The organism is Paenibacillus sp. ACRSA (genome assembly GCF_022346845.1).
Classification (GTDB): Bacteria; Bacillota; Bacilli; order Paenibacillales; family Paenibacillaceae; genus Paenibacillus.
The window spans coordinates 443,511-468,642 of the sequence record NZ_JAKRNP010000001.1 but is presented as its reverse complement, the minus strand read 5'-3'; the positions used below and the strand labels follow the sequence as shown (position 1 = coordinate 468,642).

Sequence of the window (25,132 nt, the reverse complement as noted above, 5' to 3'; positions counted from 1 at the left end):
GGCGGTATAAACATAGATTAGTAAAAACATGCATCATAGCTGAGATATAACTACACAGCTTGATGTCTTGAAATTATGATGAGGATTAGGAAGGTGCTTACAACATGTCGATTCGCATTATCGTGAAAGAACCGGATGAAGTGCTACACAAAAGAGCTAAGGAAGTAACTAAAGTCACACCGAATGTACAAAAGCTGCTGGATGATATGGCAGATACGATGTACGATGCTGAGGGTGTAGGGCTTGCGGCGCCACAAGTAGGTATTTTGAAACGTTTGATCGTTATTGATGCTGGAGATGAACAGGGCCTGATCAAAATGATTAATCCCGAAATTATCTCCAGTGAAGGCGAGCAGTTCGGACCGGAAGGTTGCCTGAGTATTCCTGGAATTAACGGGGATGTACGTCGCTTTGAGACGGTGACCGTTAAAGGGCTGGATCGTGAAGGCAATGAACTGATTATTACGGGCAGCGGTCTGTTGTCCCGCGCATTCCAACATGAAATTGATCATCTGGATGGAGTTCTCTTTACTGATATTGCCGAGAAAGTGTACGAAATTTCTGCGGATCAGACAGGACCTCGACGTAATTAAGGAGTGATGGATTTGAATATTGTTTTTATGGGAACCCCAGATTTTGCTGTTCCTTCTCTAGATATGCTAATTGCGGAAGGATACAATGTGGTCGGTGTCGTAACACAGCCGGATAAACCACAAGGCCGCAAAAAGATACTCACACCAACACCTGTAAAAGCTGCAGCAGAGCGTTATGGCTTGCCTGTATTTCAACCGGTTAAACTTCGTGATCCAGAAGCAGTGGCTCAGCTCGCAGAGTGGAAACCTGATCTCATTGTTACCGCAGCATTTGGGCAGATTCTGCCCAAAGCCGTGTTGGACATGCCTGTTCGTGGCTGTGTGAACGTACATGGATCACTTTTGCCTAAATATCGCGGAGGTGCTCCGATTCAACGCTCCATTATTAATGGGGAGTCGGTTACTGGAGTAACGCTCATGTATATGGCAGAAGGACTGGACACCGGGGACATGATCTCGCGCGTAGAAGTACCGATCACGGATGAAGATACATCAGGCTCGATGTTTATCAAGCTGAGTGAAGCGGGCTCTAAATTGTTACAGGAAGAAATGCCTAGATTAATTGCAGGAGAAACAACGGCTGTCCCTCAGGATGATGCCGAAGCTTCGTATGCCCGCAATCTGACTCGAGAAGATGAGAAACTAGACTGGAGTCGCTCCTCACGAGAGCTGTTTAATCAGATCCGTGGTCTTGTGCCATTCTCTGGAGCATTCACCATGTGGGATGATCAAGTCTTCAAAGTATGGGCAGCGATGAATCCGAATTCAAATGTCCAAGGAACTTCTCAAACAGGTCAAACCGAGCCGGGCACTGTTCTGCAACTGGGTGCTGATGGTATCGAGGTATCAACAGGCAGCGGTTCACTCTGGTTGACCGAAGTTCAGCCCGCAGGTAAAAAAGTGATGAAGGCTGTAGACTTTGGTCGTGGTGGTACCTTGAAACCAGGCACGGTGCTGCGATGAACGGAAATACATCAGGCCGTACATCAAGTCAGGGGAAACAAGCACAACAATCAACGACACGTACCCACTCTAAGAAGGGTCAGAGCAACGGGAAACCTGCTCATACTCAAAACAAAAGCGCTGCTAGACCTTCTTCACGAGGGGCTGAACGCTCGTCTGGTCCCAAAACCTCTGCTCGGAACGTTGCCGTAAAGGTACTTAGTGCAGTTGAACAAGATGGAGCATACAGCAATCTTGAGTTGAATCGCCGATTAAAAGAAGCTGATTTAAGTCCAGCAGACGTAGGTTTAGCGACCGAATTAGTCTATGGAACAATCGCAAGGCTGAACACACTGGATTATTATTTGGAGCGTTATGTAGCCAAAGGTGTGTCTAAGTTACAGCCGTGGGTAAGAAGCTTGTTACGGATTAGTGTGTATCAAATGTTGTATCTGGATCGCATTCCTGAGCATGCAGTTGTCAGTGAAGCGGTGAATCTTGCGAAAAAGCTGGGTCACCAAGGTATCTCTGGTATGGTGAATGGCGTTTTGCGGAATATGATTCGTAATCGCGATGAACTTCGGATACCGGAACATCTGCCTGTTGCTGAACGGATTGCGCTGGAGCATTCACATCCACTGTGGATGGTAGAGCGCTGGATCGCTCAATATGGTGAAGAGACAGCAGAAGACATCTGTCGTGCCAATAATGAGCCTCCTGCGGTCAGTGTTCGTGTGAATACAACGATGACAACACGAGAGAAGCTTATGGGCGAGATGGAGAGCGCGGGAGCAACGGTAGAGCCTTCCCGACTGAGTCCTGATGGTATTCTGGTGCGTAGCGGAGGCAATATGGCTCTTACATCCTGGTATCGTGATGGTCTGTTATCTGTGCAGGATGAGAGTTCCATGCTGGTGGCTGAAGCGGTCGCGCCCGAAGAAGGACAAACCGTGCTGGATTGTTGTGCAGCCCCTGGTGGCAAGACAGCACATATGGCTGAGAAAATGCAAGATCGTGGGCGAATTATAGCGAATGACCTGCATGCTCATAAACGTCAATTGATTATGGATCAGGCGGATCGTCTGGGATTAGGCTGTATTGATGCCGTTACTGGTGATGCACTAGATCTGAATGAACGTTATCCTGCCGCTTCATTTGATCGGATTTTGCTAGATGCGCCATGCTCAGGTCTTGGTGTTATCCGTCGCAAGCCAGATGTCAAATGGACGAAGTCTCCTGAAGATATCGACGACATTTCGGGTTTACAGCGTGAGTTGCTGGATCGTGTAGCGCCACTACTGAAGCCAGGAGGGGTGCTGATATACAGCACATGTACGATCGAACCAGCGGAAAATGAAATGATGGTGTCTGACTTCTTGCAACGTCATCCTGAATTCGAAGCAGCTGATTCGACATGGTCTGATACGGCATTGGCTGAATGGAAATCCGTCAACGGAGGTGTGCAAATTTTGCCGCAATATGCACACAGCGACGGATTTTACATTGCCCGTTTGATCCGCACGGCGAAATGATGAATTGTATAGTGCTTGAGCAAGAGCCGCCGAGGGGAACTTCGGCGGATTTCTTTGTGAGAAGCATGCCTTTTTTATGGGGGCATAATGAAATGTTTGAACACTTTAATATCACATGATTAGGCCATAGAAGTGGGCGATTTTCGTGATTGACGAATGATCTTAGGGTGCGATAGGCGCATAGAGGTGTTATAATGCATGAAGTGTGTGCTTCGAGGGTATACATGGATGTAAAGTGGTCTTTATGATAGAATAGGACGAATGGAACGATAAGCAGAAAGCTATATAGATTGAAATTATACATTTACACGAGAACGGAGAGGACAGAAATAACGTGAAGAAGCGAAGCGTTCGCCTGAAAGCTTTCTGAAAGAAAGCTACGTCGAAAGCATAAGCTATCACCGGATTTTCTCTTTGCAAAAGAGAGTTCAAAAAATCTGGGGATAACAGCGATTGGAAGGTTATTCTGTCATCGGAGTGGAAGTGTAAATATTTATAGTTCAATCTAAATGAAAAGAAGGAATAGGTGTTGAAAACAAAATGAAACCTTTTATATATGATTATTCCCTAGAAGAGCTGCAGCAGTGGGCTGTTAATAATGGGGAGCCTGCGTTTCGTGGGGGTCAGATTTTTGACTGGATCTACGTGAAACGTGTGAATGATTTTAATGAAATGAGTAACTTACCGAAGGCACTACGCGAAAAATTGACAGAGCAATTCGAATTTGTAACGCTCACAGAAATTACGAAATTTGAATCCAAGGATGGAACGGTTAAGTTCCTGTTTGGTCTGCATGATGATCATGCCATTGAAACAGTTATCATGAAGCATAACTACGGGAACAGCATCTGTGTAACGACACAGGTTGGTTGCCGAATTGGTTGCACATTCTGTGCATCAACGCTGGGTGGTCTCAAACGTAACCTTACGGCTGGAGAGATTACTGCTCAAGTGGTACAGGCACAGAAAATCTTGGATGAACGTGGCGAGCGTGTCAGCAGCATTGTTATCATGGGTTCAGGTGAACCATTTGAAAACTATGAAGCTACGATGACCTTCTTGCGCACGATGATTCATGAAAAAGGATTGAATATCGGTCAACGTCATATTACCGTATCTACGAGCGGAATCGTACCGAACATCTACAAATTTGCTGATGAAGATACACAGATTAATCTGGCGATCTCCATTCATGCACCGAACGATGCGCTTCGTTCCAAATTGATGCCGGTCAACCGTCGTTTTCCATTTGAAGACGTTATGGAATCCTTGCGTTATTACTTGGCCAAAACAGGTCGGAGAATTACGTTTGAGTACGCTCTGATTGGCGGAGTTAATGATCAGCCTGAACATGCTGCTGAACTAGCAGGTGTACTCAAGAACATGCTGTGCCACGTTAACTTGATTCCGGTCAACCACGTGCCTGAGCGCAAATACGTAAGAACATCACGAAGCGATATATTTAACTTCCAGAGAATTCTCTCGGAGCAAGGCGTCAATGTAACGATTCGTCGTGAACAGGGACATGATATTGCTGCCGCTTGCGGTCAGCTTCGTGCCAAGCATATGGAGTTGAGGTGAGAACGTTTTGATCAAAACAGTTCATGTGAGCCATATCGGACGTGTACGTTCGGTTAATGAAGATTCAGCTTGGATTCGCAATTTGGAAACAGGTTATATCTTAGGCATTGTTGCCGATGGCATGGGCGGACATCTTGCGGGAGATACCGCAAGTCGGCTTGCGGTGGAGACACTCGTGAGCGATCTCGGTACATTAGAGCCGGGCTTGTCGCATGCCTCTTTGTCTGCTGCTCTCAGCGACGCGATACTGCATGCGAATGAGGTAATATTCCGCACAGCATCTGCAGATGAAAAGTACCATAACATGGGGACGACAGTGGTTGCTGCCTTATTGAATGATGCTGAGGGAGTTATCGGTCATATCGGAGATAGCCGCGCTTACAAAATTGCCAACAAATCATTAACTCAGTTGACGGAAGATCACACACTGGTCAATGACTTGTTAAAGAACGGTATCATTAAAAAGGAAGACGCTTCTCATCATCCACGTCGTAACGTACTGACTCGTGCACTTGGCACAGACGCTGAGGTAAAGGTAGATTTGGATCCCGTTAAGCTGGAAAAGGGCGAAGTCCTTTTGTTATGCAGTGATGGGTTAAGTAACCTTGTCAGCAATGAGCAGCTCATTCAAGTTGCTGGCAATCTGGATCTTCCTCTGGAGGAACGAGCGGATCGTCTACTCCAGCTGGCTCTGCTCGCTGGCGGAGATGATAACATCACCGTTGCGTTGTTTGAGGCTCAAGAGGAAAGTTCCGTAGTTGCGGAAACGGGGTGCGAGTCATGATTGGGCACCAGCTAGGCGGACGCTATGAAGTGATTGAGCGGGTCGGTGGCGGCGGTATGGCGCTTGTATATAAAGCACAGGATCTTCTGCTGAATCGAAATGTCGCGATCAAAGTGTTAAGACAGCAATTCGTCCATGACGAAGAGTTTATTCGACGTTTCCGCAGAGAAGCACAATCTGCTGCATCATTGTCTCATCCTAACGTAGTGAGTATCTATGATGTAGGGCAAGAAGATGATGTGCATTATATTGTTATGGAATACGTCGAAGGCAAAAACTTGAATGAAATTATAAAAGAAAGGGCGCCTCTGCAAGTCGATGAAGCTGTTCGTATCGCTTCTCAGATCGCAGATGCCCTAGATCACGCACATCATAATCAGATTATTCATCGGGATATTAAACCGCATAACATTTTGATTGGACGCAATGGACGTGTGAAGGTGACGGATTTCGGAATTGCTCGTGCCGTAACCTCGACGACAATTACTCAGACTGGTTCTGTGATCGGTTCTGTTCATTATTTCTCGCCTGAGCATGCCAAAGGCATTGTAACAGGCGAAAAATCGGACTTATATTCTCTTGGTATCGTACTCTATCAAATGCTGACTGGGCAGCTTCCGTTTTTGGGAGAGAGTCCAATTAGCGTTGCTTTGAAGCATTTGCAGGAAGAATTCGATGAACCACGCAAATTTAATCCATTGATTCCGCAAAGTGTGGAAAATGTAATTCTGAAATCTATGCGTAAGAATCCTCAAGAGCGGTATCAATCAGCAAAAGAAATGCAGACCGATCTGGAAACTTGTTTGATGCCAGAGCGTCGCAATGAAAACAAGATTGATTTTCCCGATGAGGATGATATTGATCAAACCCGTGTCATGCCTGCAATTAAGCCCGAGCCACGTGGTATTACTTCAACAGGTTCAGTGCCTGTGATGGAGTCTGACGTCGAGGTGGGCAAAGAAAAGGGCAAAACAAAGAATTGGAAAAAGCCAACTCTTCTTATTTCGTTGACGCTTCTAATTCTGATAGCCATGGTTGGCGTGGTATGGTACGTCAAGGGCATGCTTGTTGTTCCTGAAGTGCAGGTTCCTAGTGTCATTAATGAAACTGAGGAAAATGCCCGTAAAATCTTGGAGGATAGTGGCCTTGTGGTAAGTAATGAGGTCATTCGCGCCCCTGAAGAAGGTTTTGATCCAGGTATTGTCTTTGATCAGAGTAGAAAAGAAGGCGATGTCGTCAAAGAGGGCTCTGAGATCCAGCTTAGTGTCAGCATAGAGAAAGAGCCATCTACAATGATTGATGTAAAAGGTTCCTCTTATGATGCTGCTGTGAAGAGTCTGACCGCTTTAGGCATTAAGGAGGATCAGATCCAACGTAAGGATGAATACTCCAATGAAGTCGCATCCGGAAACGTGATCTCCCAGACGCCTGGAGTCAATGAAGAATTCGATCTGGAATCAGTTCAAATTGTTTTAACCGTAAGTAGAGGCGCTGAAACGATTAAGATGCCTGATCTTAAAAATCAAACCCGTAGTGAAGCAGAGCGTTTGCTTAAATCTGCCGGATTAACGCTGGCTCAGGTTCAAGAGGAGTCAAGTTATACCATTGACCGCGGTAAAGTAACCCAACAATGGCCTTTTGAAGCGGGTGCAGAGGTTAGTCCTGGTGACAATATTACCATTTACATCAGTACAGGTTATCCACCAGAAGCGTTAGAATATTCGTTTAATATTAATGTTTCACCAAAAGAAGAGGGCAAAAACAGCAGTATTCGAATTACATTTGAAGATGCACGTGGCAAAAACCAAGAGTGGGGAACACGTACTATTAACAAGTCTAACCAAGCGTTGACGATCCCACTGGTACTTGCACCAAATGAGAATGGCGCTGTGTCCGTTTATCGGGATGGGAAATTCCTTGATACGTACCTTGTTACCTACATTGATGCCAAGAATGGAACGGTTGTTGTACCTTCCATTGAGCCTGAGGGCGGCGTGCAGCCACCACCGGATGAGCAACAACCGGATCCAGGAAATGTGGAAGAGGATAGTACGGAAACCAACCAGGAAGGTGAACCTGAGTCAACACCTGCGGATGGTGAAACTGACAACGAAGAGGGAGACACCTCAGCGATGGATCAAGGGAATGGCAATGGTAACGGTAAGGCTAAGGGTAGAACCAAGGAAGTCGTTAATGCATCAAGCCGTCCTTAAAGGACGGCTTATTGCTGACGTTTAGCCAGTAAAGCTTAGTTCTAACCATTCACTGAAAATCGTACGTCTGGAACTTGCACAATCGTATTGCCAAATTAAAGGAGGGCGACGGAGCTATGCCTGAAGGTATCATCGTTAAAGCGCTAAGCGGTTACTACTATGTCATGCCACTGGAAGATAACGGGGTGCCTTCGGTTGAAGGCTCTGCTGTTCAATGTCGAGCTAGAGGCATCTTTAGGAAGCGGGGCACTTCACCGCTTGTGGGTGACCGTGTTAGCTACATGTTGACTGAGAATGGGGAAGGAACAGTAGATGAAATTAAAAAGCGTGACACGGAACTGATCCGTCCTCCTGTGGCTAATGTCAATCTGGCTGTTCTCCTATTCTCCGTCAAGGAACCGGATATGAATCTGAATCTACTGGACAAGTTCCTTGTTCATATCGAACAGGCAGGGCTGGATGCGCTTATCGTCGTAACGAAGCAAGACTTGGCTAATCCAGGAGCAGATGACAAAGATACTGTCGCTGAAGTAAAGGCGCTCTACGAACAGATTGGTTATGAAGTCATCTCTACCAGTTCGCGAACCGGGGAAGGCAGTGAAATGCTGAAGGAACGGCTTGCAGGTAAGATTAGCGTATTTGCTGGTCAATCTGGCGTAGGTAAGTCTTCCATGCTGAATGCTTTGATGCCAGGTCTTACGTTGGAAACGAGTGAGATCAGCATGCGTCTAGGACGAGGCAGACACACCACTAGGCACGTAGAGTTAATTCCACTGGATAATGGGGGCTTTGTTGCCGATACTCCTGGTTTCAGCCAGCTGGACTTCCTAGAGATTGGTGTAGAGGAGCTCTCTACCTGTTTCCGTGAATTTGCTCAGTATGCAGATCAGTGCAAATTCCGAGGCTGTACACACACCCACGAACCATCATGCAAGGTACTCGAAGCTAAGGAAGAAGGACTAATCGCCGAAAGCCGGTACCGGCACTATGTGTTGTTTCTTACAGAAATGAAAGACAAGAAGCGGAGGTACTAACATGATTAAAATTGCCCCATCCATTTTATCTGCTGACTTTGCCCGTCTTGGTGCAGAAGTAGCGGAAGCTCAAACCGCAGGTGGAGATTGGATTCACGTTGATGTCATGGACGGTCACTTTGTCCCTAATATTACGCTTGGCCCTGCGATTGTAAAAGCCATTGCGCCTCATACGAGCTTGCCGCTTGATGTGCATTTGATGATTGAGAATCCAGAGCGGTATGTTGAGGAGTTTGCCAAAGCAGGAGCGGCGGTCATTACGGTTCATGCCGAAGCTTGTGTGCACCTTCACCGTGTTATTCACTTAATCAAAGAACAAGGTGTAAAAGCAGGCGTTGCTCTGAATCCGGGTACACCTGCAAGTGCGATTCAAGAAGTTCTTGATGATGTGGACTTGGTGCTGGTCATGACGGTTAACCCAGGATTTGGTGGACAAGCCTTCATCTCCGGAACAATGAACAAAATCAAGCAAATTCGCAGTTGGCTGAATGAAAAAGGACGTCATGACGTTCATATTGAAGTGGATGGCGGAATTGCTGCCGATACGGCTCCACTTGTGGTGGAAGCTGGTGCGGATGTGCTCGTTGCAGGAAGTGCAGTATTTGGGCGTGAAGATCGTGCAGCTGCAATTACTGACATTCGCAACAGCTACGGGGGCTAAACATGAATCTGAAAGAGACGCTGTGGACCATGGCTGCAAGTCTCGTTACAGGACTAGTGCTCGCTTTATTTGCGGTAGTACAATCTCCATTTAATGCATTTACCTCTTTACTTGGGGTTGGGATTGTCATCTTATACTTCCGTAAATTTGACCGAACGAGACTTCGGGTTACATTTGTCATTTTTAGCATACTCTACTACTTAATGAGTGTATTCATGATTGCTGTCTATCAATTTGTTCCGACCCAGATGTAAATCCCTTGTTTCAGGCTCGTCATTATGGAATAGGGACAGGTAGTTCCGCATAAATATGGTTACATGAGCAGGTTTCTCATGTAGCCTTTTTTGTCGTGTTTGCGGTAGGGAAGGCATGAAGCATAGGATGCGGCGGATGTATGAGCATGATGGGGAGGGTGAAGTATGAAATTTTACACGTTCAAACTGCCGAAGTTTTTGGGAGGGTTTGTAAAGGCGATTCTTAATACGTTTCAAAAGAACTGATCCATTACAATGCGAATACCGCCGCTTTGTTAGCTTCAGGGCGTCCTGAAAATTAGCTTACGAAGCACGATGCGGCGGCCATTCACATGTCTATGGTGTTTAAGGTGGGGGCTTTCATGTTTAGATACCAAAAAAGCACCTGCGATAGACAAGGTGCTTTTTGCTTATCCGATTTATAGTAGCTTTGCGTGATTATACGCGAGTCACTTTACCGGCTTTCAGTGCACGGGTGCTTACGTATACACGTTTCGGTTTGCCGTTCACGAGAATGCGGACCTTCTGAACGTTTACGCCCCAAGAACGACGGTTACGGTTGTTAGCGTGGGATACGTGGTTACCGGTGCCCGGTTTCTTACCTGTCACATAACATTTGCGAGACATAGATTACACCTCCTATCCTAAAATAACCAGTGCCTTCGGAGAGACGAAAGTCATTCCATAAGGACTAAATTGTTCTACCTGACTAGAAAAAGTCAGTTTCCAGTAGCTAATGGGTTGTTCAAGCCAGCATCGCCGGATCATTTCCATTACTAAACCTGCTTAAAACAATACTTGAATATAATATCATATCTAAAAAAGCTTCGTCAACTGATCCAAAAACTTTATTTATTTCTCCTGTCTAATATAGTACAATGTTGAATAGTCCATAATACAGCGGTGAACAGGCTTTTGCCGCGGGGAAGCCGGAGAAAAGACCGGCCTTAAAGGTCGGGGGTCTGCTTTTTGGCAACGCTGCGCGCTGCGGCATTCCATCATTGGCACCAGTCTCCATGCGGCATTCATGCCGGCTCTCGATACCGGTGCATATCCGTATGCCCCGAACTTGGGGCTGTAATTGGTTGCAGGATATCGGTGGCCAGGCCGCCCAGACCGTTAAACCCGGCTGACATGTTGTATTATATGCCTATGCCGGACAAGGTATGGACGAAGAATAACGCAATAGCGTTAACGCATGAACAGACCAGATAACATCTTGGTGCAAGATGTTCGTGTATCAAGCTAGGAAGGGGAATTCTCACTTGAGTATACGTTCTTTAAATGGAACAGATTTCACCGCAATGGTACTTGCCGGAGCGGAACAACTTGGGCAGCATGCAGAGCACGTCAATTCCCTGAATGTTTTCCCTGTGCCAGATGGCGACACGGGAACGAACATGAATTTGACAATGAGTGCAGGAGTCGCTGAGATTAAACGCAAGAGCTCTGCCTCAATCGGAGAAGCTGCTGGTATTTTATCGAAAGGCCTGCTTATGGGTGCTCGCGGCAATTCCGGAGTTATTTTATCGCAATTGTTCCGAGGATTCAGCCGTTCCGCTGCGCCTTATGAGGAACTGAATACAATCCAATTTGCGGCAGCCCTCCAGAACGGTGTGGATGCAGCATACAAAGCAGTGGTAAAGCCTGTAGAAGGCACCATTCTGACCGTAGCTAAGGAAGCTGCTAAGCATGCCAACTATTACGCTAGACGGACGAATGATATTACAGAATTAATGAATGAAGTATTGTTAAAAGCAAAAGAAGCACTGGCGATGACTCCAGAATTGCTGCCTGTACTGAAACAGGTAGGGGTTGTGGATTCAGGTGGTCAGGGGCTTGTATATATTTACGAAGGTTTCATGGAAGTTCTATTGCAGCAAGATGGAGGAAGCCTGACGACTCTGCCAAAAGAAGTTCAACCTTCGGGATCGTCTTCTGCTCTTAAACCTGCTGCGAAGCCAGAAGTAACACCTGCTAAACCTGCACAACAGGTTATCGCGCCAGAGATGCCTTTATCGGCACAAGCAAGACTTGTTACGGAAGATATTGAATTCCTGTATGATATGGAATTTTTCATTAACCGACAGCTTGGCGACAACGCAGGAGTCGCATTCGATGAGGATGCTTTCCGGAAAGCGTTATCAGTGAACGGAGACTCCATTATCATTATTGCCGATGATGAAGTCATTAAAGTGCATGTGCATTCCAAGACACCTGGCGATGTATTAAACCTGGCTCTACGCTATGGTGAAATTACGCAGATTCACATTCTGAACATGCGTGAACAGCATAGAGACCTGCTTACTGCTGGCATGGATATCGCACCTTCGCCTGAACTGTTCGCAGAGATTCCACCAGAAGTGTCGCGTGGTCACGAGGAAGCTGTGCCGCCTGCGGATGAGATGGCACCATATGGATTTATCGCTGTATCTTCAGGTGATGGTATTGCTGAAATTTTCCGTAGCCTCGGTGTGGATGTCGTTTTGTCTGGTGGACAAACGATGAATCCGAGCACGGAGGATTTTGTAAAAGCGGTGCGTTCCATCGCAGCGGAACAGATTTTTATTTTGCCGAACAATTCTAATATCGTACTTGCTGCAGAGCAGGCACGTGAATTGCTGGAGGATGAACGCCGTATTACTGTAATTCCAAGTAAGACCATTCCACAAGGCATGGCGGCTGCTTTTGCTTTCCAAGAAGATGAATCGGCAGAGGTGAATCGGGATCAGATGCTGGATGCTCTGGCACGGGTGCAATCTGGTCAAGTGACCCATGCGGTGAGAGATACCCAATATGATGAGCTGGATATTAAGGAAGGTCATTATATCGGGATTCACAACTCCAAAATTGTGGCTACGGATGAAGATCTGTTGCTGGCCTGCCAAGCTTTGCTTGCACGCATGTTAGAGAGTGGAGACGAGGTTGTTACCCTGCTTGAAGGGGAAGAGGCGTCTTCTGAGGTTACAACTGCACTGGTTGCTTGGCTCGAAGAGCAGTATCCGGATGCTGAAGTAGAGGTACATGCTGGAGGACAGCCTGTTTATTATTATTTGTTCTCTGTAGAGTCGTAGTGTTCACCTAGCCAAGAAGGAGGGGATCTAGTGAGCCATAAGGTTGCGATCGTAACGGATAGTACAGCAGATATACCGGAAGAACTGATTCGCAAGTATGGGATTCATGTTGTGCCGTTGCGTGTATTGTTTGGTGAAGAAACGTATGCTGACGGAGTTGAACTGACCCCAGAGGAGTTTTATACGAAACTTGGAAAGGCTGCGACATTGCCAACGACGTCACAGCCTTCTCCTACTGAGTTCATGAACGTATATCAATCACTGCTGGACGAAGATCCGGAACGTGCCATCGTATCCATTCACTTGTCGTCTGGCATGAGTGGCACTTATCAATCTGCTCTGCTTGGCAAGTCTCTGTTAGAGCGTGAAGGTGACATCACGGTGCTGGACTCCAAGTCGGCATCTTACGGATATGGATTGCTGGTGGTGCAGGCCGCTGAGCTTGCCTTACAGGGCAAATCAGCAGCCGACATTGCTAGTGCTGTAGAAGGTATGCACCGGACTCGTAAGCTGTTCTTCCTTGTGGATACGCTAGAGTATCTACAGAAAGGCGGTCGAATCGGCAAAGCGGCAGCGATTTTTGGAACCCTTTTGAATATTAAGCCAATTCTATCTATTGATAAAGAAGGCATTATCTATGCCGTTGAGAAGGTCAGAGGTCAAAAAAAGGCCATGGCTCGCATCATTGAGCTGTTTCAGCAGGATTTCGCGGGTAAACGCGTAAATGTGGCAATCGGCCACACCGCAGATCCCGGATCAGCCATTGCTTGTGCAGAGCAGTTACGTGGGCATTTTACACTGAATGAGGTAGTGTATACCAACATCGGCGCTGTCATCGGTAGCCATGTAGGTCCTGGTGTAATAGCTATCTTTATGTGGCCTGTTCCGGAATGAGGGATTAAACATGAAATGGGATGAAATATCCGTAAAACAAATCAACGGCGTGAGTGCTCTCAAAGAGGGAGAGCTTCACGCCTTTGGCATCTCTACTGTAAAAGATTTATTAGAATATTATCCGTTCAGATACGAGGATTATCGTCTGCGTTCTCTCAGTGAAGTGAAGGATGGAGACAAGATTACCGTTCAGGGCAAAATTATGGGCATTCCTGTGCTGCAGAGATACGGGAAAAAATCCAGGCTTACGTGTAAGGTGATGATAGAGGAGTGGATGATTACAGCCACGTGGTTTAATCGACATTTCCTGAAAGACCAGCTAACACCTAACCGTGAGATTGTCATCACAGGCAAATGGGAACAAAAGCGCATGCAGATGACGGTATCCGATTCTGAATTTCCCGATAAAGGGGAAGGACGCTCAGGTACACTTCAACCTGTATATTCAGTAACGGGTAAGCTCACACAAACATGGATGCGCAAAACCATTCAGCAAGGACTCATGCAATATGGGGAGTTAATTCCTGAAATTTTGCCTCGAAGCTTATTAAATAAATACAGTCTCTTGCCTCGCAAACAAGCGATTGCTGGAATTCATCATCCACAGGATAACCAAGAAGGCCAGCGAGCCAGACAACGGATGGTGTATGAAGAGCTCTTCTTATTCCAACTTAAAATGCAGGCATATCGTGCTCTTAACCGAGATCGTATGGACGGGGTCGTGCATACGACGGATAATACGACTATTCGGGAATTTGTACGTAGTTTGCCGTTTGAGCTGACAGATGCACAGAAGAAGGTAGAACTTGAAATTTTGCATGATATGCGCTCGCCATATTCGATGAATCGTCTGCTTCAGGGAGATGTAGGGTCAGGCAAAACCGTCATTGCGGCGATTGCCCTATATACCACGGTGCGGTCTGGGTTTCAGGGAGCTCTCATGGTGCCTACAGAGATTCTGGCAGAGCAGCATATGAGATCATTACAAAAGCTGTTCGAACCGTTTGGGGTGACCGTTGGTTTGCTGACAGGTAGTGTGAACGGCCGCAAACGCAAAGATCTGATTGCTTCTTTACAAATGGGCATGATTGATATCGTAGTAGGGACGCATGCTCTGATTCAGGAGGATGTTTTCTTCCGTGATTTAGGACTCGTGGTAACTGATGAGCAGCACCGTTTCGGTGTGAATCAGCGCAGTGTTCTCCGCCGTAAGGGATATAACCCGGATGTGTTGACGATGACAGCTACGCCGATTCCTAGGACACTGGCGATTACAGCTTTTGGCGATATTGAAGTATCTACGATCTCAGAGCGACCTAAAGGGCGTATTCCGATCTCCACCTACTGGGTGAAGCATGACAAGATGGAGCGGGTTCTGGGCTTTATATCCCGAGAAGTGGATCAGGGGCGGCAAGCATATCTGATCTGTCCACTCATTGAAGAGTCGGAGAAGCTGGACGTTCAGAATGCGATTGATCTGCATATACAGATGCAGCAGAATTTTCCAAACTATCGTGTCGGTTTGCTTCATGGACGAATGACGGCGACGGAAAAAGAGGAAATGATGCGTGACTTTTACAGTAACGATATTCAGCTGCTCGTTTCGACGACGGTCATCGAGGTAGGGGTAGATGTACCTAACGCTACGCTTATGGTGATCATGGATGCGGATCGTTTCGGTCTGTCACAGCTTCACCAGCTTCGAGGCCGAGTTGGCCGTGGGGCTCATGCTTCCTACTGTGTGCTCATTGCTGATCCGAAGTCAGAAGTTGGACAAGAACGCATGAAGGTCATGACGGAAACGGATGACGGCTTCGAGGTGTCTCGGCGCGATCTGGATCTGCGAGGTCCTGGTGATTTCTTCGGCACCAAGCAGAGCGGATTGCCCGAGTTTCGATTGGCAGATATGGTTGCAGACTTTGCGGTATTGGAGCAGGCCAGAGATGACGTCACCAGTTTAATTACAGATGCAAACTTCTGGACGTCCATCGACTACGCACCACTGCGTGAGTATTTACAGGGGCAACAAGTGTTCCAAGGCGACCTCATCGATTAACTTAGAGGTAATTCAAAAAGTCCACTTTTGATTACGAAAGATGCCTGCGGCATCATCAGCGGCGAAGCTGGGACTCAGCCGAAATGTCCGTTGCTCACGTAGCTATATCTACGCTCCGCTACTCCATTTCTAGCTTCATCGCATCTTCCTGGTACTGAAAAAAAGGACTTTAGCGAATAGAGGATATTGCTGCTTTCCGTATTTCCTTGGGAAAAAGGTCAAGTGTACAAGCCCTCCTGTCATATGAATAAGAAGTGAGTTCATTATTCAGGAGGTGCTAAGTCCGTTGGGTTATCAACAATATGGAATTAGTCCGCAGTTAGTGGAGCGGATCAAAACAAAGATGAAAAATCCTGCTGTAAAAGAGCGTATCAAAAAACTGATCGATGGAGTAACTAAGTCGGATCTTCAGGATCGTGCAAAAGTGAGAAGACTTGTGAAGTCTTCAGCAGTCATTATGAATGAGAGCTTCTCGTCTGCTCAAGAGGAGCAATTTGTAGCTTTTGTTATCGCACAGAAGATTGACCCGAATAATACGTTCCATCTGATTAAGCTATGGGGAATGTTTAGATAGGTGTTCGGTGTGATGTCAAATGACATTGAACAATGGTATGTTATAAAGGAGCTGTCCCAATAGTCATGATTATGACGGGACAGCTCCTTTGCTATTTATTATTTCAATGGAATTAGGAGTTTGGTGATGCAATCGATTTATTTATACGAGGGTTATGACAATCCGTCTAATAAATAGATAGTGAAGAATAATGAATAAGTACATATGTAAGTTAGGAAACTGATGCATGCGCGTGGATTCTCACTTCTTGTTTTTGTTATGATGTTGGACATGTGGAGAACCAATAGCTATCAAAGAGACAATTAGAATTAATATTAAAATTGCATTAGAAGGTACGGTTTTATATACGTAGTTCTGAACAATGAGTACGAGAATGGAAATACTTAAGATCACTTTCAACGCATGAACAGAGAATCGCTGAGGGTTTTTGGATCGTGTGGAGATAAAATAGAGGATACCCCCTAATAAACCGAACAAAAGCAGTGAACCTAGGAGCAGTAGTAATACAAGCATGAAATACACCTTTCTTCAACAAAAGTTGTAGCAAATTGGAATAACATTCTAATTATATCACAATGAAATTTATCAGATAAGTGCCGACGAAGTATTCCGCAAATGTAGAATGAATGCTATTGATGGATTACCTATGGATTTTGAATTTTTGGTTAGAGCTTTGCTTTCCTGCAGGGGGAGCGGTAAACTGTTGCATACGAGCATGATGAGTAGGTTCTACACATAGGAGCTTGTACCAACATAGGTACGCTAATGTCTAATAGATATGGAGGAAGTTCGATTGTCTGAAATGTTTATTATGCTGCTTGGTTTGTTTGAACGGGCGGCATTATTAATTATTTTTTTATTCTTTTTGTCCAGAGTACCCCGATTTCGGCAGATCCTGCAGAAGGGCAAATTAAGGTGGCAGGAATATGTAGCAGTTACACTACTATTCTGTGCTTTTGCGATTTTCGGGACATATACGGGGATTAATGTAGAAGGTTCTCTTGTCAATGTACGAATCATCGCCGTGTTATCAGGTGGTATTTTGTTTGGAGCGCCAGTAGGGATTATTACGGGGATTGTATCAGGAGTACACCGTTATTTAATTGATATGGACGGAGTAACGGCTATTCCTTGTCTCATTACAAGTATTATTGCAGGTCTCGGATCTGGTTACATTCACAAGTATACGCCTAAGTCCAAACGCTGGATTATTGGGATTGCTGCTGGAATGATCTGTGAAGCACTTACGATGTTACTCATTTTGTTGTATTCCTATCCAGACCCACTAGGGGCGGATATCGTGTCTCAGATTGCACTACCAATGATTCTAGGTGAGATGAATATTGGTTTGATTGTGCTTCTCGTGCAGAGTGTTGAAGGGGAAAAAGAAATGATCGCAGCTCGCCAGGCGAAGCTCGCATTAGATATTGCCAACAAAACGCTGCCGTATTTCCGTTCCATTGACGAAGACTCTCTTCGTACAATCTGCCGAATTATTCAGGAGGACATCCAGGCAGATGCGGTGGCCATTACCGATACACGAAATGTACTCGCTTATGTGGGATTTGGTGAAGAACGGTATCATATCGGAAATGAGATTATTAGTGAGATGACGAAGAAAACGATCTCCAGCGGAGAGATTACCATTAGTAATGATGTGATTGATGAGAAAACGCCGGATATTCACTCCCTGCTTATTATTCCGCTAGAAGAGCGGGGCGAAGTGACTGGAGCACTAAAAATTTATTATCGAAAAGCGTACAAGATCACGTATCCTCTGCAGACCATGGCAGTAGGGCTATCACAGATTATTTCTACGCAGATGGAGGTATCCCGTGTTGAAGAGATTAAGGCTGCTGCGAACAAAGCAGAGCTTAGGGCTCTGCAAACGACCATCCATCCTCATTTTCTGTTTAATGCGTTAAATGCCATTGCCTCCTCCATTCGTACCAAGCCCGATCGAGCAAGGGAGTTAATTGTGAATTTGTCGGGATATATGCGCTATAATTTGGAGCTGTCAGACGAACTGATCGATATTCATAAAGAATTAGAGCAAGTTCGTAATTATGTGGAAATTGAAAAGGCGCGCTTCGGTAACAGGCTGCAAGTGATCTATGAGATTGATGAGGTGGCTGTGCATATTCCAAGTCTGGTGATTCAGCCGCTTGTTGAAAATGCCATTATCCACGGCATTCTTAAAGTGAAAGGACCGGGAACGGTTCGCATTCGAGTACAGGATTATCCTAATTTTGTGCGAGTGGGTGTCAGTGATACAGGATCAGGTATCCATCCAGACATTATTGAACAGGTGTACCATGACCGGATGCCTGGGAATCAGATCGGATTATATAATGTACACCGGCGTGTGAAACTTATTTATGGACAAGGCTTAACCATTACTCGGTTGGAACAAGGAACAGATATTTTATTTGATGTGCCTAAAGGAGATGCATAACAAGGTGATTGGTCGATGAGAGCCCTTATTGTTGAAGATGAGATCCTGGCGAGTGAGGAGTTGAATTATTTAATTCAGGAGCACAGCCAGATTGAAGTTGTTGCTTGTCTTGAAGATGGACTAGATGTGCTGAAGTTTCTGCAGGAGCAGGAAGTTGACGTTATTTTTCTGGACATTAACATTCCTTCGTTAGACGGCATGACGCTGGCTCATCATATTGGAAAGTTTGCCCGTAAGCCCTACATCGTATTTACGACAGCGTACAAGGAACATGCAGTGGAGGCATTTGAGCTGGAAGCGTTGGATTATATATTGAAGCCTTATGACGAGAAACGGATTGCAGCTATGCTGAACAAGCTTGAATCCACATTCCGCCGGGATCAGGAGCAGGGGAAGCATGAACTTGGTATGGGCGACGGATCAGTTCAGCATACGACTTCTGTACATGACTCCTCGTCTGTATTAAGCTCGTCCTCTGGAACGCAACAGGTGAGGGAAGCGAACAGCCATGATGTGAGGCGGATTAACCTGTTACGGAACGACAACATCATTGTGACGGATACTAACGATATTTATTATGCGGAAGCACAGGAAAAGGTAACGAAGGTATATACGAAAAATGGTGAATTTACGATGCCCGTTAGTATTACGGATTTCCATGGACGTTTACCACAGGAAACCTTCTTCCGCTGCCACCGTTCGTACCTGGTGAATCTGGTTCAAATTCGTGAAATTGTGCCTTGGTTTAACAATACGTATCTGTTACGCCTGCGTGATCTGGAGGCAGAAGTGCCTGTAAGTCGTGGGAAGGTAAAAGAGTTCAGGCAGCTCATGCGCATTTAGAGGCATTTCATTCCCGCTCTGATGCAACTCATGCCAAAATCGATGTAATGAATCCCCTTTCATGTATGATTAGCTTGTGAACGCATTCAAGCATTTGACATCGGCAAGGGGGAGATTACGATGAAAGCAATCATTTCATCAGCACCTAATATGACATCAACGACTGAATCTACATCCATTAATCGCTGGCTTATTGTACTGGGCACCATTATTGTACAGATGGGCCTAGGTACAATTTACACATGGAGCTTGTTCAACCAACCGCTCTCCGATCGATTCGGATGGGACGTGAGCTCTGTAGCGATCACTTTTTCCATAACGAGTTTTGCATTAGCATTTGCTACATTGTTTGCAGGACGTTTGCAGGAACGATGGGGGCTTCAGCGCTTGATCCGTATTGCAGGAATCCTGCTTGGGCTTGGACTTGTTCTTAGTTCTCAAGTTACTTCGTTAACGCTGCTCTATCTTCTGGCTGGATTTGTGGTTGGATTTGCTGACGGTACTGCTTATATCACTTCGTTGTCTAATCTGATTAAGTGGTTTCCCGAGCGCAAAGGTCTGATCTCAGGTATCTCGGTCGGAGCCTTTGGTACAGGCAGTCTTCTGTTCAAATATGTGAATTCTGCACTCATTAGTTCGGTAGGCCCTGCTCAGGCATTTATGTATTGGGGAATTATCGTACTTGTTCTAATCGTGGCAGGCTCGTTCTTGATCCGTGAAGCGGTGGTTCGTAATCAAGCTGCAGCGGGTCAAAAAGAGGGAGGCCAGCCATCGAATGTACGTCAGGATTATACGGTCAAGGAAATGCTGCGTACAAAAGAAGCCTACATGTTATTTGTTATTTTCTTCACGGCATGTATGAGTGGTCTGTACCTTATCGGGATTGTGAAAGACATCGGTGTTCAGCTCGCGGGTCTAAACGTAGCCACGGCTGCTAACGCGGTTGCTATGGTCGCCATATTTAACACGGCTGGTCGTATCATCCTAGGTGCATTGTCGGATAAAGTAGGACGGATGAAGGTTATCGCTGGAGCATTGCTGGTTACGGCGATCGCCGTGATGACACTGAGCCTGGTTCCGCTAAGTTTTGGAGTGTTCTTCGCCTGTGTGGCAGCCATTGCTTTTTGTTTTGGTGGGAATATCACAGTATTTCCAGCCATTGTGGCAGACTATTTCGGATTAAAAAACCAGAGCAAAAACTATGGTGTCATTTATCAAGGGTTTGGTTTTGGTGCACTTGCCGGATCATTTATCAGCGCATTGCTGGGCGGGTTCCATCTTACCTTTATCGTGATTGCCGTTCTCTGTACGATCTCCTTGTTGCTTGCATGTATAATCACACCTCCGGGGCAACAACGTCGTACACGTCAGCGTGAAGGAAAGCTGAGTCTGCATCCTTCATCCCGGGCAAGCTAATATGGAATGGGAATGGACATAAATATTAAATATTAGAATATGTAGTGATTTGGCGACCTCATAGAGGTCGCTTTTTTTGAAGAAAATTGAAAGTTTACGTTTTTAGCGGAGCTAAATCATTCGATTATCGCAAGAAAAAATTCAACCTACACCGGTCTGTCTTCTGTGGAAGTACGTCGATCGACGTTTTTCTTATACGGTTTTGTAAGGGAGAAGAACGGAGGGGTTCGAATCGGGTATGTGGGGGATGTGCATTGCATACTTTGCTTCTGGTATACTCTAGGGGAAATCAAAAAAGCAAGCCCTGATGTTAATTCAGAGGAGGTACGAATATAATGAATTTTATGAAATACACAGAGCCTGATTTTGCAGATTATTATGCGCTTGTCTCCAATAGTGAAGTGATGAAACAGATTACCGAACGTGCATTTCCTGAACAGGAAGCGAAAGAGGAATTCGGAAGCATGCTGGATTACAACCTCAACAATGATACCGGATTCTATCGGGTCTCCAGCAAGGAGGGGAATGGTATTGCCTACGCCAAATTAATTCCGGATGAGACCAATCCAGAGCGCGCGGAGATCGGATATATGATATTGCCTGAACATTGGGGACAAGGTCATGGGACTTCCATTGCCGCTCGGTTAATTATAAAGGCACAGGCAGCAGGAATTAGCGTGCTCTACGCTGTGATTGATCCAACGAATGCAGCCTCACGTCAAATTCTGCTTAGACAGAACTTTGTTTCCACTTGGGTGGGCGATTATGACGGGTTACCAGGGGAGATTCTGGAACTGAGCTTGCGAGCGAAACGCTAAAATGACGTTAACGTATGGTAAAGGATTACCCACTCCGGGTAATCCTTTCTAATACCGTATGATAATAATTAGAGAGATGGAGGAGATGGAGATGAGCAATTCTACGATGGATCAATTGAACTCCCTACTGCCCGAATGGTTGGAAACGAGTCGTTTGCATACAGGGCAAGGTAAGGTGGCTTCCTATATTCCGGAGCTGGTCAAAGCTTCGCAGGATGAGCTTGGCATACATATCATGGACGCTGAGGGTAACCATGTATCAGCCGGTGATTGTGGTGTACCTTTTACGATGCAGAGTATTTCTAAAGTATTTACCTTAATTCTCGCTTTGATGGATCATGGAGAAGAAGCTGTGTTCTTTAATGTAGGAAAAGAACCGACCGGCGACGATTATGACTCCATGATTAAGCTGGAATTAGTTGATCCAGGAATCCCATTTAATCCGTTAATCAATGCTGGTGCAATCACCGTGTCCTCTCTAATTGCAGGAGATTGCAAGGAAGAGAAATCCCGACGTATCCTAGAGTTTTTCCGTAAGCTCGCAAACAATGAACGATTAAACTACAACGAGGCCGTATTTCAGTCTGAGTCAGAGAGCGGTCATCTAAACCGGTCACTTGGATATTTCCTCAAGCACAACGGGGTGCTGAAGGATGATGTTGAAGATGTACTTGCCGTGTATTTCCGTCATTGCTCCATTGAGGTAACCTGTGCGGATCTCGCACGTATGGCATTGGTGCTTGCGTACAACGGGACAGACCCAGTCACCGGAGAAGAGTTAATTCCGCGTCGTTATGTACAGATTGCCAAAACATTTATGACCACCTGCGGAATGTACAATGCATCCGGTGAATTTGCTATCCAGGTTGGACTGTCTGCGAAGAGCGGTGTATCTGGTGGGATTTTGACACTTGTACCAGGTCAATTCGGTATAGGACTGGTGGGGCCAGCTTTAAATCGCAAAGGAAATAGTATTGCCGGGGTGCATCTGCTTGAGCGTCTCTCTAAGGAGTTCGACTGGAGCTTCTTCTAAAGAGGTTGTTCAAAACCGATCTTTTTGAACGCGCACTAAAATAGCGAAATATACCCTTAAGATGATCTTTTGAATCACTTCTGGTTCCTTTTGCTCCTTTAGTACGAGAGGGCAGCCTTCTATATCGTTATTCTTGATACATGAAGTGAGTCCATTTCGTGTAGGAAAGCAGTCCTGTCTCCGTGAATTGAACTGCAACTATCTCCGAAAATCCGCAAATCTGACTTCACGAGCCAATAGTTCCTATTGACGATATCGACGTTAGGTTGTGGGCGATGTATTACTCACCGGCTAGGGTGACGTCTGTGATTAGATTCATCTGAATGTCCCGAGTCCCGTTATTCGTAAGTAGCTTAAGGGTGCGGGCGGGACGGTTCATTCGCAGCACCTGCCCGGTGATACGAATATCGTCATATTCGTCGAACAGGGTAATGGTGATGGCATCTCCTAATACCATCGAATTGCTGAGTAAACGAGACATTTCCTCTGCCGCTTGAGCATCCAGAGAAGGACGAGTGCGTGGAGCTAGATGCTCTTGATGAAGAATGTAAGCTTCTCGGTGTTCAGGGAGCATCATGCGAGAAGATTCAAAGATTCCGTTTTGCTGTAATTTTTTACTCATTTATAATGACCTCCAATTTTATGAGAACGGTCCTGTGCCTGGGCAGATGAGCATAAGGAAGAGGCTCGCATAATCGCGGTGTCTCCGAACTTGCGTTTGATATCATCTGTGGCGCGTTCCAGTTCTCTTTTTCGTTCACGATCGTCGAACCAGGATAGCTGTATGTCGGAATCAGCGACAAGCCCAGTTAAGGATACGCTGATTCGGCGGATGGGTAATCCGTCCCAATGGCGTAAGAAGAGGGCTGCCGCAGCATCGTATACCTCATCCGTAATGTTCGTAGGTTCATTCACCTTCATTTGGCGCGAAAAGCCAGTAGGGCGATCATAATCCTGTCCACGACATCCAACAGATACAACATTCCCCATCAGTGATTTGTCCCGTGCACGCCGGCTAACCAGCTCAGCTAGTTCAAGCAACACAACCTTGATGTCCTCCCAGGACTCATAGTCCCGAGGCAAAGTCATCTGATGTCCGATCCCCTTTTGCTGGTGTGCATATGTTCCCGGCTTCACCGGAGAATCGTCTATGCCACGAGCGATTCGCCACAATACCTCGCCGTTTACGCCCCAACGATCTCGAAGTCGAGAGAGTGGAGTCTGAGCCAGCTCACCAATGGTATGAATCCCCATCTTATAGAGATGATTCGCCATACGAGAACCAACCATAAACATATCTCTGACTGGCATCTGCCATAATGTTTTCTGTACATCCTTACGGGGAAGGGTGTAGATGCCTCCGGGGACTTTTTTAGCGTATAGGTCACAAGCCATTTTGCTTACGACCTTCGTGTCGCTAATACCAATACGGATGTATATGCCGGTCTCCTCCAAGACTCTGGATTGAATGCTCTTAGCGATCACTTCCGGACTGCCGAACAAATCGAGACTTCCGGTGACATCTAGAAACTGTTCATCAATGCTGTAGGGTTCAACGAGATCGGTGTACGTCTGTAGAATGCTCGTAATGTGCAGGGAGACCCGAATATACTCCGCCATTCTTGGGCGAATGACGACAACGTCCGGACATTTTGCTAAGGCTTCGCCTAGTCGCTCAGCAGTAGTAATGCCATAGGATTTGGCCAAAGGGCAGGCTGCCAGAATAATGCCCGAACGTCGTGCGGGATCTCCGGCTACAACGAGTGGACGATCCCTGTATTCAGGGTGTGCAGATTTCTCTACGCTGGCATAGAACGACTGGCAATCGGCTAGCATAATGACACGTGTGGCTTTGCGGGGCATAACAAGTCTCTCCTTTGACTTCTCAATCCATAGGGTTTGAATAAAAATAGGTTCATTCCGGTGATTGTTTTACAGTTTATTTACAGTATGGAACATGTGTTCTTATTTTATAAGCATATCTGACAATTTAAAATGCGGCAAGCGGAATTATTTTGCAAATTGGACACAATTACTAAATAGCTTGCTGAAGACCAGATTGTAGGAAATAAGATGTGGATTTTTACATTTAATGTTAGAGATCTGTGACCTCTGAGCGATGACCGCCTGTTCATTCACTAATTTGTAAAAGGGATATAAATAGGCACAGTCCTACAGTGCAGGACTGATGTCCTTTTTTTATTTTCTGCATTTTTCAGAAAAGCCTGATAGGACGCGGATTTTCACGGATACGTTATCGGACTATAGTATCAATTTTGTAATCTTTATGGTTAATACTGTAAAAAAGGCCGCAACTTTAAAAAACAACCTGCGTTTAATGGGATAAGTGTCTAAGCACACTCAGATGCTGTAAT

22 protein-coding genes are annotated in these 25,132 nt (G+C 45.8%); 19 read left to right on the top strand and 3 right to left on the bottom strand.

All coding sequences use genetic code 11. The features are described 5' to 3' along the window. The first annotated feature begins 104 nt into the window (after positions 1-104). From def to spoVM, 10 genes are all read left to right on the top strand, one after another. Complete coding sequence (def, locus tag MH215_RS02180; protein ID WP_056696370.1) at positions 105-593, top strand: peptide deformylase; 489 nt, start codon at positions 105-107, stop codon at positions 591-593. Positions 594-599: 6 nt separating this feature from the next. After that, positions 600-1,556 carry a methionyl-tRNA formyltransferase gene (fmt, locus tag MH215_RS02175; protein WP_239287472.1) on the top strand — a complete coding sequence of 319 codons (957 nt, stop codon included), beginning with the start codon at positions 600-602 and terminating at the stop codon, positions 1,554-1,556. After that, on the top strand, positions 1,553-3,067 hold the full coding sequence (gene rsmB, locus MH215_RS02170) for a 16S rRNA (cytosine(967)-C(5))-methyltransferase RsmB (RefSeq protein ID WP_239287461.1): 1,515 nt from the start codon (positions 1,553-1,555) through the stop codon (positions 3,065-3,067). Before fmt ends, rsmB begins: the two co-directional genes overlap by 4 nt. A gap of 540 nt (positions 3,068-3,607) precedes the next feature. Next, positions 3,608-4,648, top strand: a complete 1,041-nt coding sequence (rlmN, locus tag MH215_RS02165; protein ID WP_056696377.1) for a dual-specificity RNA methyltransferase RlmN — start codon at positions 3,608-3,610, stop codon at positions 4,646-4,648. Positions 4,649-4,655: 7 nt separating this feature from the next. Continuing rightward, positions 4,656-5,432 carry a Stp1/IreP family PP2C-type Ser/Thr phosphatase gene (locus tag MH215_RS02160; protein ID WP_056696378.1) on the top strand — a complete coding sequence of 259 codons (777 nt, stop codon included), beginning with the start codon at positions 4,656-4,658 and terminating at the stop codon, positions 5,430-5,432. Continuing rightward, complete coding sequence (gene pknB, locus MH215_RS02155; protein ID WP_239287451.1) at positions 5,429-7,645, top strand: Stk1 family PASTA domain-containing Ser/Thr kinase; 2,217 nt, start codon at positions 5,429-5,431, stop codon at positions 7,643-7,645. Before MH215_RS02160 ends, pknB begins: the two co-directional genes overlap by 4 nt. Before the next feature lie 116 nt (positions 7,646-7,761). Beyond that, positions 7,762-8,679, top strand: coding sequence for a ribosome small subunit-dependent GTPase A (gene rsgA, locus MH215_RS02150; RefSeq protein WP_056696381.1), 918 nt, complete (start codon positions 7,762-7,764; stop codon positions 8,677-8,679). 1 nt (position 8,680) lies between these two features. Continuing rightward, a complete protein-coding gene (rpe, locus tag MH215_RS02145) occupies positions 8,681-9,340 on the top strand; it encodes a ribulose-phosphate 3-epimerase (protein WP_056696383.1) in 660 nt (219 codons plus the stop codon). Positions 9,341-9,342: 2 nt separating this feature from the next. Beyond that, positions 9,343-9,594, top strand: a complete 252-nt coding sequence (locus tag MH215_RS02140) for a hypothetical protein (RefSeq protein WP_056696385.1) — start codon at positions 9,343-9,345, stop codon at positions 9,592-9,594. Between the two features lie 165 nt (positions 9,595-9,759). Further along, the gene (gene spoVM / locus MH215_RS02135; protein ID WP_019424875.1) at positions 9,760-9,840 is read left to right on the top strand and encodes a stage V sporulation protein SpoVM; all 81 of its coding nucleotides are present in this window, start codon (positions 9,760-9,762) and stop codon (positions 9,838-9,840) included. 192 nt (positions 9,841-10,032) lie between these two features. Here the strand turns inward: spoVM and rpmB are convergent, their stop codons facing one another. Next, the gene (rpmB, locus tag MH215_RS02130) at positions 10,033-10,221 is read right to left on the bottom strand and encodes a 50S ribosomal protein L28 (RefSeq protein ID WP_024631107.1); all 189 of its coding nucleotides are present in this window, start codon (positions 10,219-10,221) and stop codon (positions 10,033-10,035) included. Positions 10,222-10,859: 638 nt separating this feature from the next. On the opposite strand from rpmB, the gene MH215_RS02125 reads away from it, so the two are divergent. The 9 genes from MH215_RS02125 to glsA all read left to right on the top strand — a co-directional run bounded on the left by MH215_RS02125 (position 10,860) and on the right by glsA (position 22,757). Next, entirely contained in the window at positions 10,860-12,668 is a 1,809-nt protein-coding gene (locus tag MH215_RS02125; protein ID WP_239287441.1) for a DAK2 domain-containing protein, read from the top strand. 30 nt (positions 12,669-12,698) lie between these two features. Then, complete coding sequence (locus tag MH215_RS02120) at positions 12,699-13,562, top strand: DegV family protein (protein ID WP_056696389.1); 864 nt, start codon at positions 12,699-12,701, stop codon at positions 13,560-13,562. A 10-nt stretch (positions 13,563-13,572) separates the two neighbouring features. Beyond that, the gene (gene recG, locus MH215_RS02115; RefSeq protein ID WP_239287439.1) at positions 13,573-15,618 is read left to right on the top strand and encodes an ATP-dependent DNA helicase RecG; all 2,046 of its coding nucleotides are present in this window, start codon (positions 13,573-13,575) and stop codon (positions 15,616-15,618) included. Positions 15,619-15,904: 286 nt separating this feature from the next. After that, positions 15,905-16,192 (top strand): stage VI sporulation protein F, encoded by a 288-nt coding sequence (locus MH215_RS02110; RefSeq protein WP_056696392.1) that lies wholly within the window; start codon positions 15,905-15,907, stop codon positions 16,190-16,192. An 811-nt stretch (positions 16,193-17,003) separates the two neighbouring features. Beyond that, on the top strand, positions 17,004-18,647 hold the full coding sequence (locus MH215_RS02105; RefSeq protein WP_056696933.1) for a sensor histidine kinase: 1,644 nt from the start codon (positions 17,004-17,006) through the stop codon (positions 18,645-18,647). Between the two features lie 15 nt (positions 18,648-18,662). Beyond that, positions 18,663-19,490: a LytR/AlgR family response regulator transcription factor gene (locus MH215_RS02100; RefSeq protein ID WP_239287429.1), complete on the top strand. Its 828-nt coding sequence runs from the start codon at positions 18,663-18,665 to the stop codon at positions 19,488-19,490. A 120-nt stretch (positions 19,491-19,610) separates the two neighbouring features. Next, entirely contained in the window at positions 19,611-20,906 is a 1,296-nt protein-coding gene (locus MH215_RS02095; protein ID WP_239287427.1) for an L-lactate MFS transporter, read from the top strand. Positions 20,907-21,241: 335 nt separating this feature from the next. After that, positions 21,242-21,724, top strand: a complete 483-nt coding sequence (locus tag MH215_RS02090; protein WP_056696397.1) for a GNAT family N-acetyltransferase — start codon at positions 21,242-21,244, stop codon at positions 21,722-21,724. Between the two features lie 91 nt (positions 21,725-21,815). Then, positions 21,816-22,757 (top strand): glutaminase A, encoded by a 942-nt coding sequence (gene glsA / locus MH215_RS02085; RefSeq protein ID WP_239287425.1) that lies wholly within the window; start codon positions 21,816-21,818, stop codon positions 22,755-22,757. Between the two features lie 280 nt (positions 22,758-23,037). On the opposite strand, the gene MH215_RS02080 is transcribed toward glsA, so the two are convergent. Continuing rightward, entirely contained in the window at positions 23,038-23,379 is a 342-nt protein-coding gene (locus MH215_RS02080; RefSeq protein ID WP_056696401.1) for a YolD-like family protein, read from the bottom strand. Continuing rightward, positions 23,376-24,620 (bottom strand): DNA polymerase IV, encoded by a 1,245-nt coding sequence (locus tag MH215_RS02075; RefSeq protein WP_239287415.1) that lies wholly within the window; start codon positions 24,618-24,620, stop codon positions 23,376-23,378. The genes MH215_RS02080 and MH215_RS02075 overlap by 4 nt, the downstream gene beginning before the upstream one ends. Between the last annotated feature and the right edge of the window lie 512 nt (positions 24,621-25,132).

Excerpts from the sequence above, each read along its gene's own strand:
- MH215_RS02100 (WP_239287429.1), top strand. The coding sequence starts at position 18,663 with ATGAGAGCCCTTATTGTTGAAGATGAGATCCTGGCGAGTGAGGAGTTG.
- MH215_RS02080 (WP_056696401.1), bottom strand. The coding sequence starts at position 23,379 with ATGAGTAAAAAATTACAGCAAAACGGAATCTTTGAATCTTCTCGCATG.
- MH215_RS02075 (WP_239287415.1), bottom strand. The coding sequence starts at position 24,620 with ATGCCCCGCAAAGCCACACGTGTCATTATGCTAGCCGATTGCCAGTCG.
- rsgA (WP_056696381.1), top strand. The coding sequence starts at position 7,762 with ATGCCTGAAGGTATCATCGTTAAAGCGCTAAGCGGTTACTACTATGTC.
- glsA (WP_239287425.1), top strand. The coding sequence starts at position 21,816 with ATGAGCAATTCTACGATGGATCAATTGAACTCCCTACTGCCCGAATGG.
- pknB (WP_239287451.1), top strand. The coding sequence starts at position 5,429 with ATGATTGGGCACCAGCTAGGCGGACGCTATGAAGTGATTGAGCGGGTC.
- def (WP_056696370.1), top strand. The coding sequence starts at position 105 with ATGTCGATTCGCATTATCGTGAAAGAACCGGATGAAGTGCTACACAAA.
- rpmB (WP_024631107.1), bottom strand. The coding sequence starts at position 10,221 with ATGTCTCGCAAATGTTATGTGACAGGTAAGAAACCGGGCACCGGTAAC.
- MH215_RS02095 (WP_239287427.1), top strand. The coding sequence starts at position 19,611 with ATGAAAGCAATCATTTCATCAGCACCTAATATGACATCAACGACTGAA.
- rsmB (WP_239287461.1), top strand. The coding sequence starts at position 1,553 with ATGAACGGAAATACATCAGGCCGTACATCAAGTCAGGGGAAACAAGCA.
- rpe (WP_056696383.1), top strand. The coding sequence starts at position 8,681 with ATGATTAAAATTGCCCCATCCATTTTATCTGCTGACTTTGCCCGTCTT.
- MH215_RS02090 (WP_056696397.1), top strand. The coding sequence starts at position 21,242 with ATGAATTTTATGAAATACACAGAGCCTGATTTTGCAGATTATTATGCG.
- MH215_RS02105 (WP_056696933.1), top strand. The coding sequence starts at position 17,004 with ATGCTGCTTGGTTTGTTTGAACGGGCGGCATTATTAATTATTTTTTTA.
- recG (WP_239287439.1), top strand. The coding sequence starts at position 13,573 with ATGAAATGGGATGAAATATCCGTAAAACAAATCAACGGCGTGAGTGCT.
- fmt (WP_239287472.1), top strand. The coding sequence starts at position 600 with ATGGATTTGAATATTGTTTTTATGGGAACCCCAGATTTTGCTGTTCCT.
- spoVM (WP_019424875.1), top strand. The coding sequence starts at position 9,760 with ATGAAATTTTACACGTTCAAACTGCCGAAGTTTTTGGGAGGGTTTGTA.
- MH215_RS02140 (WP_056696385.1), top strand. The coding sequence starts at position 9,343 with ATGAATCTGAAAGAGACGCTGTGGACCATGGCTGCAAGTCTCGTTACA.
- rlmN (WP_056696377.1), top strand. The coding sequence starts at position 3,608 with ATGAAACCTTTTATATATGATTATTCCCTAGAAGAGCTGCAGCAGTGG.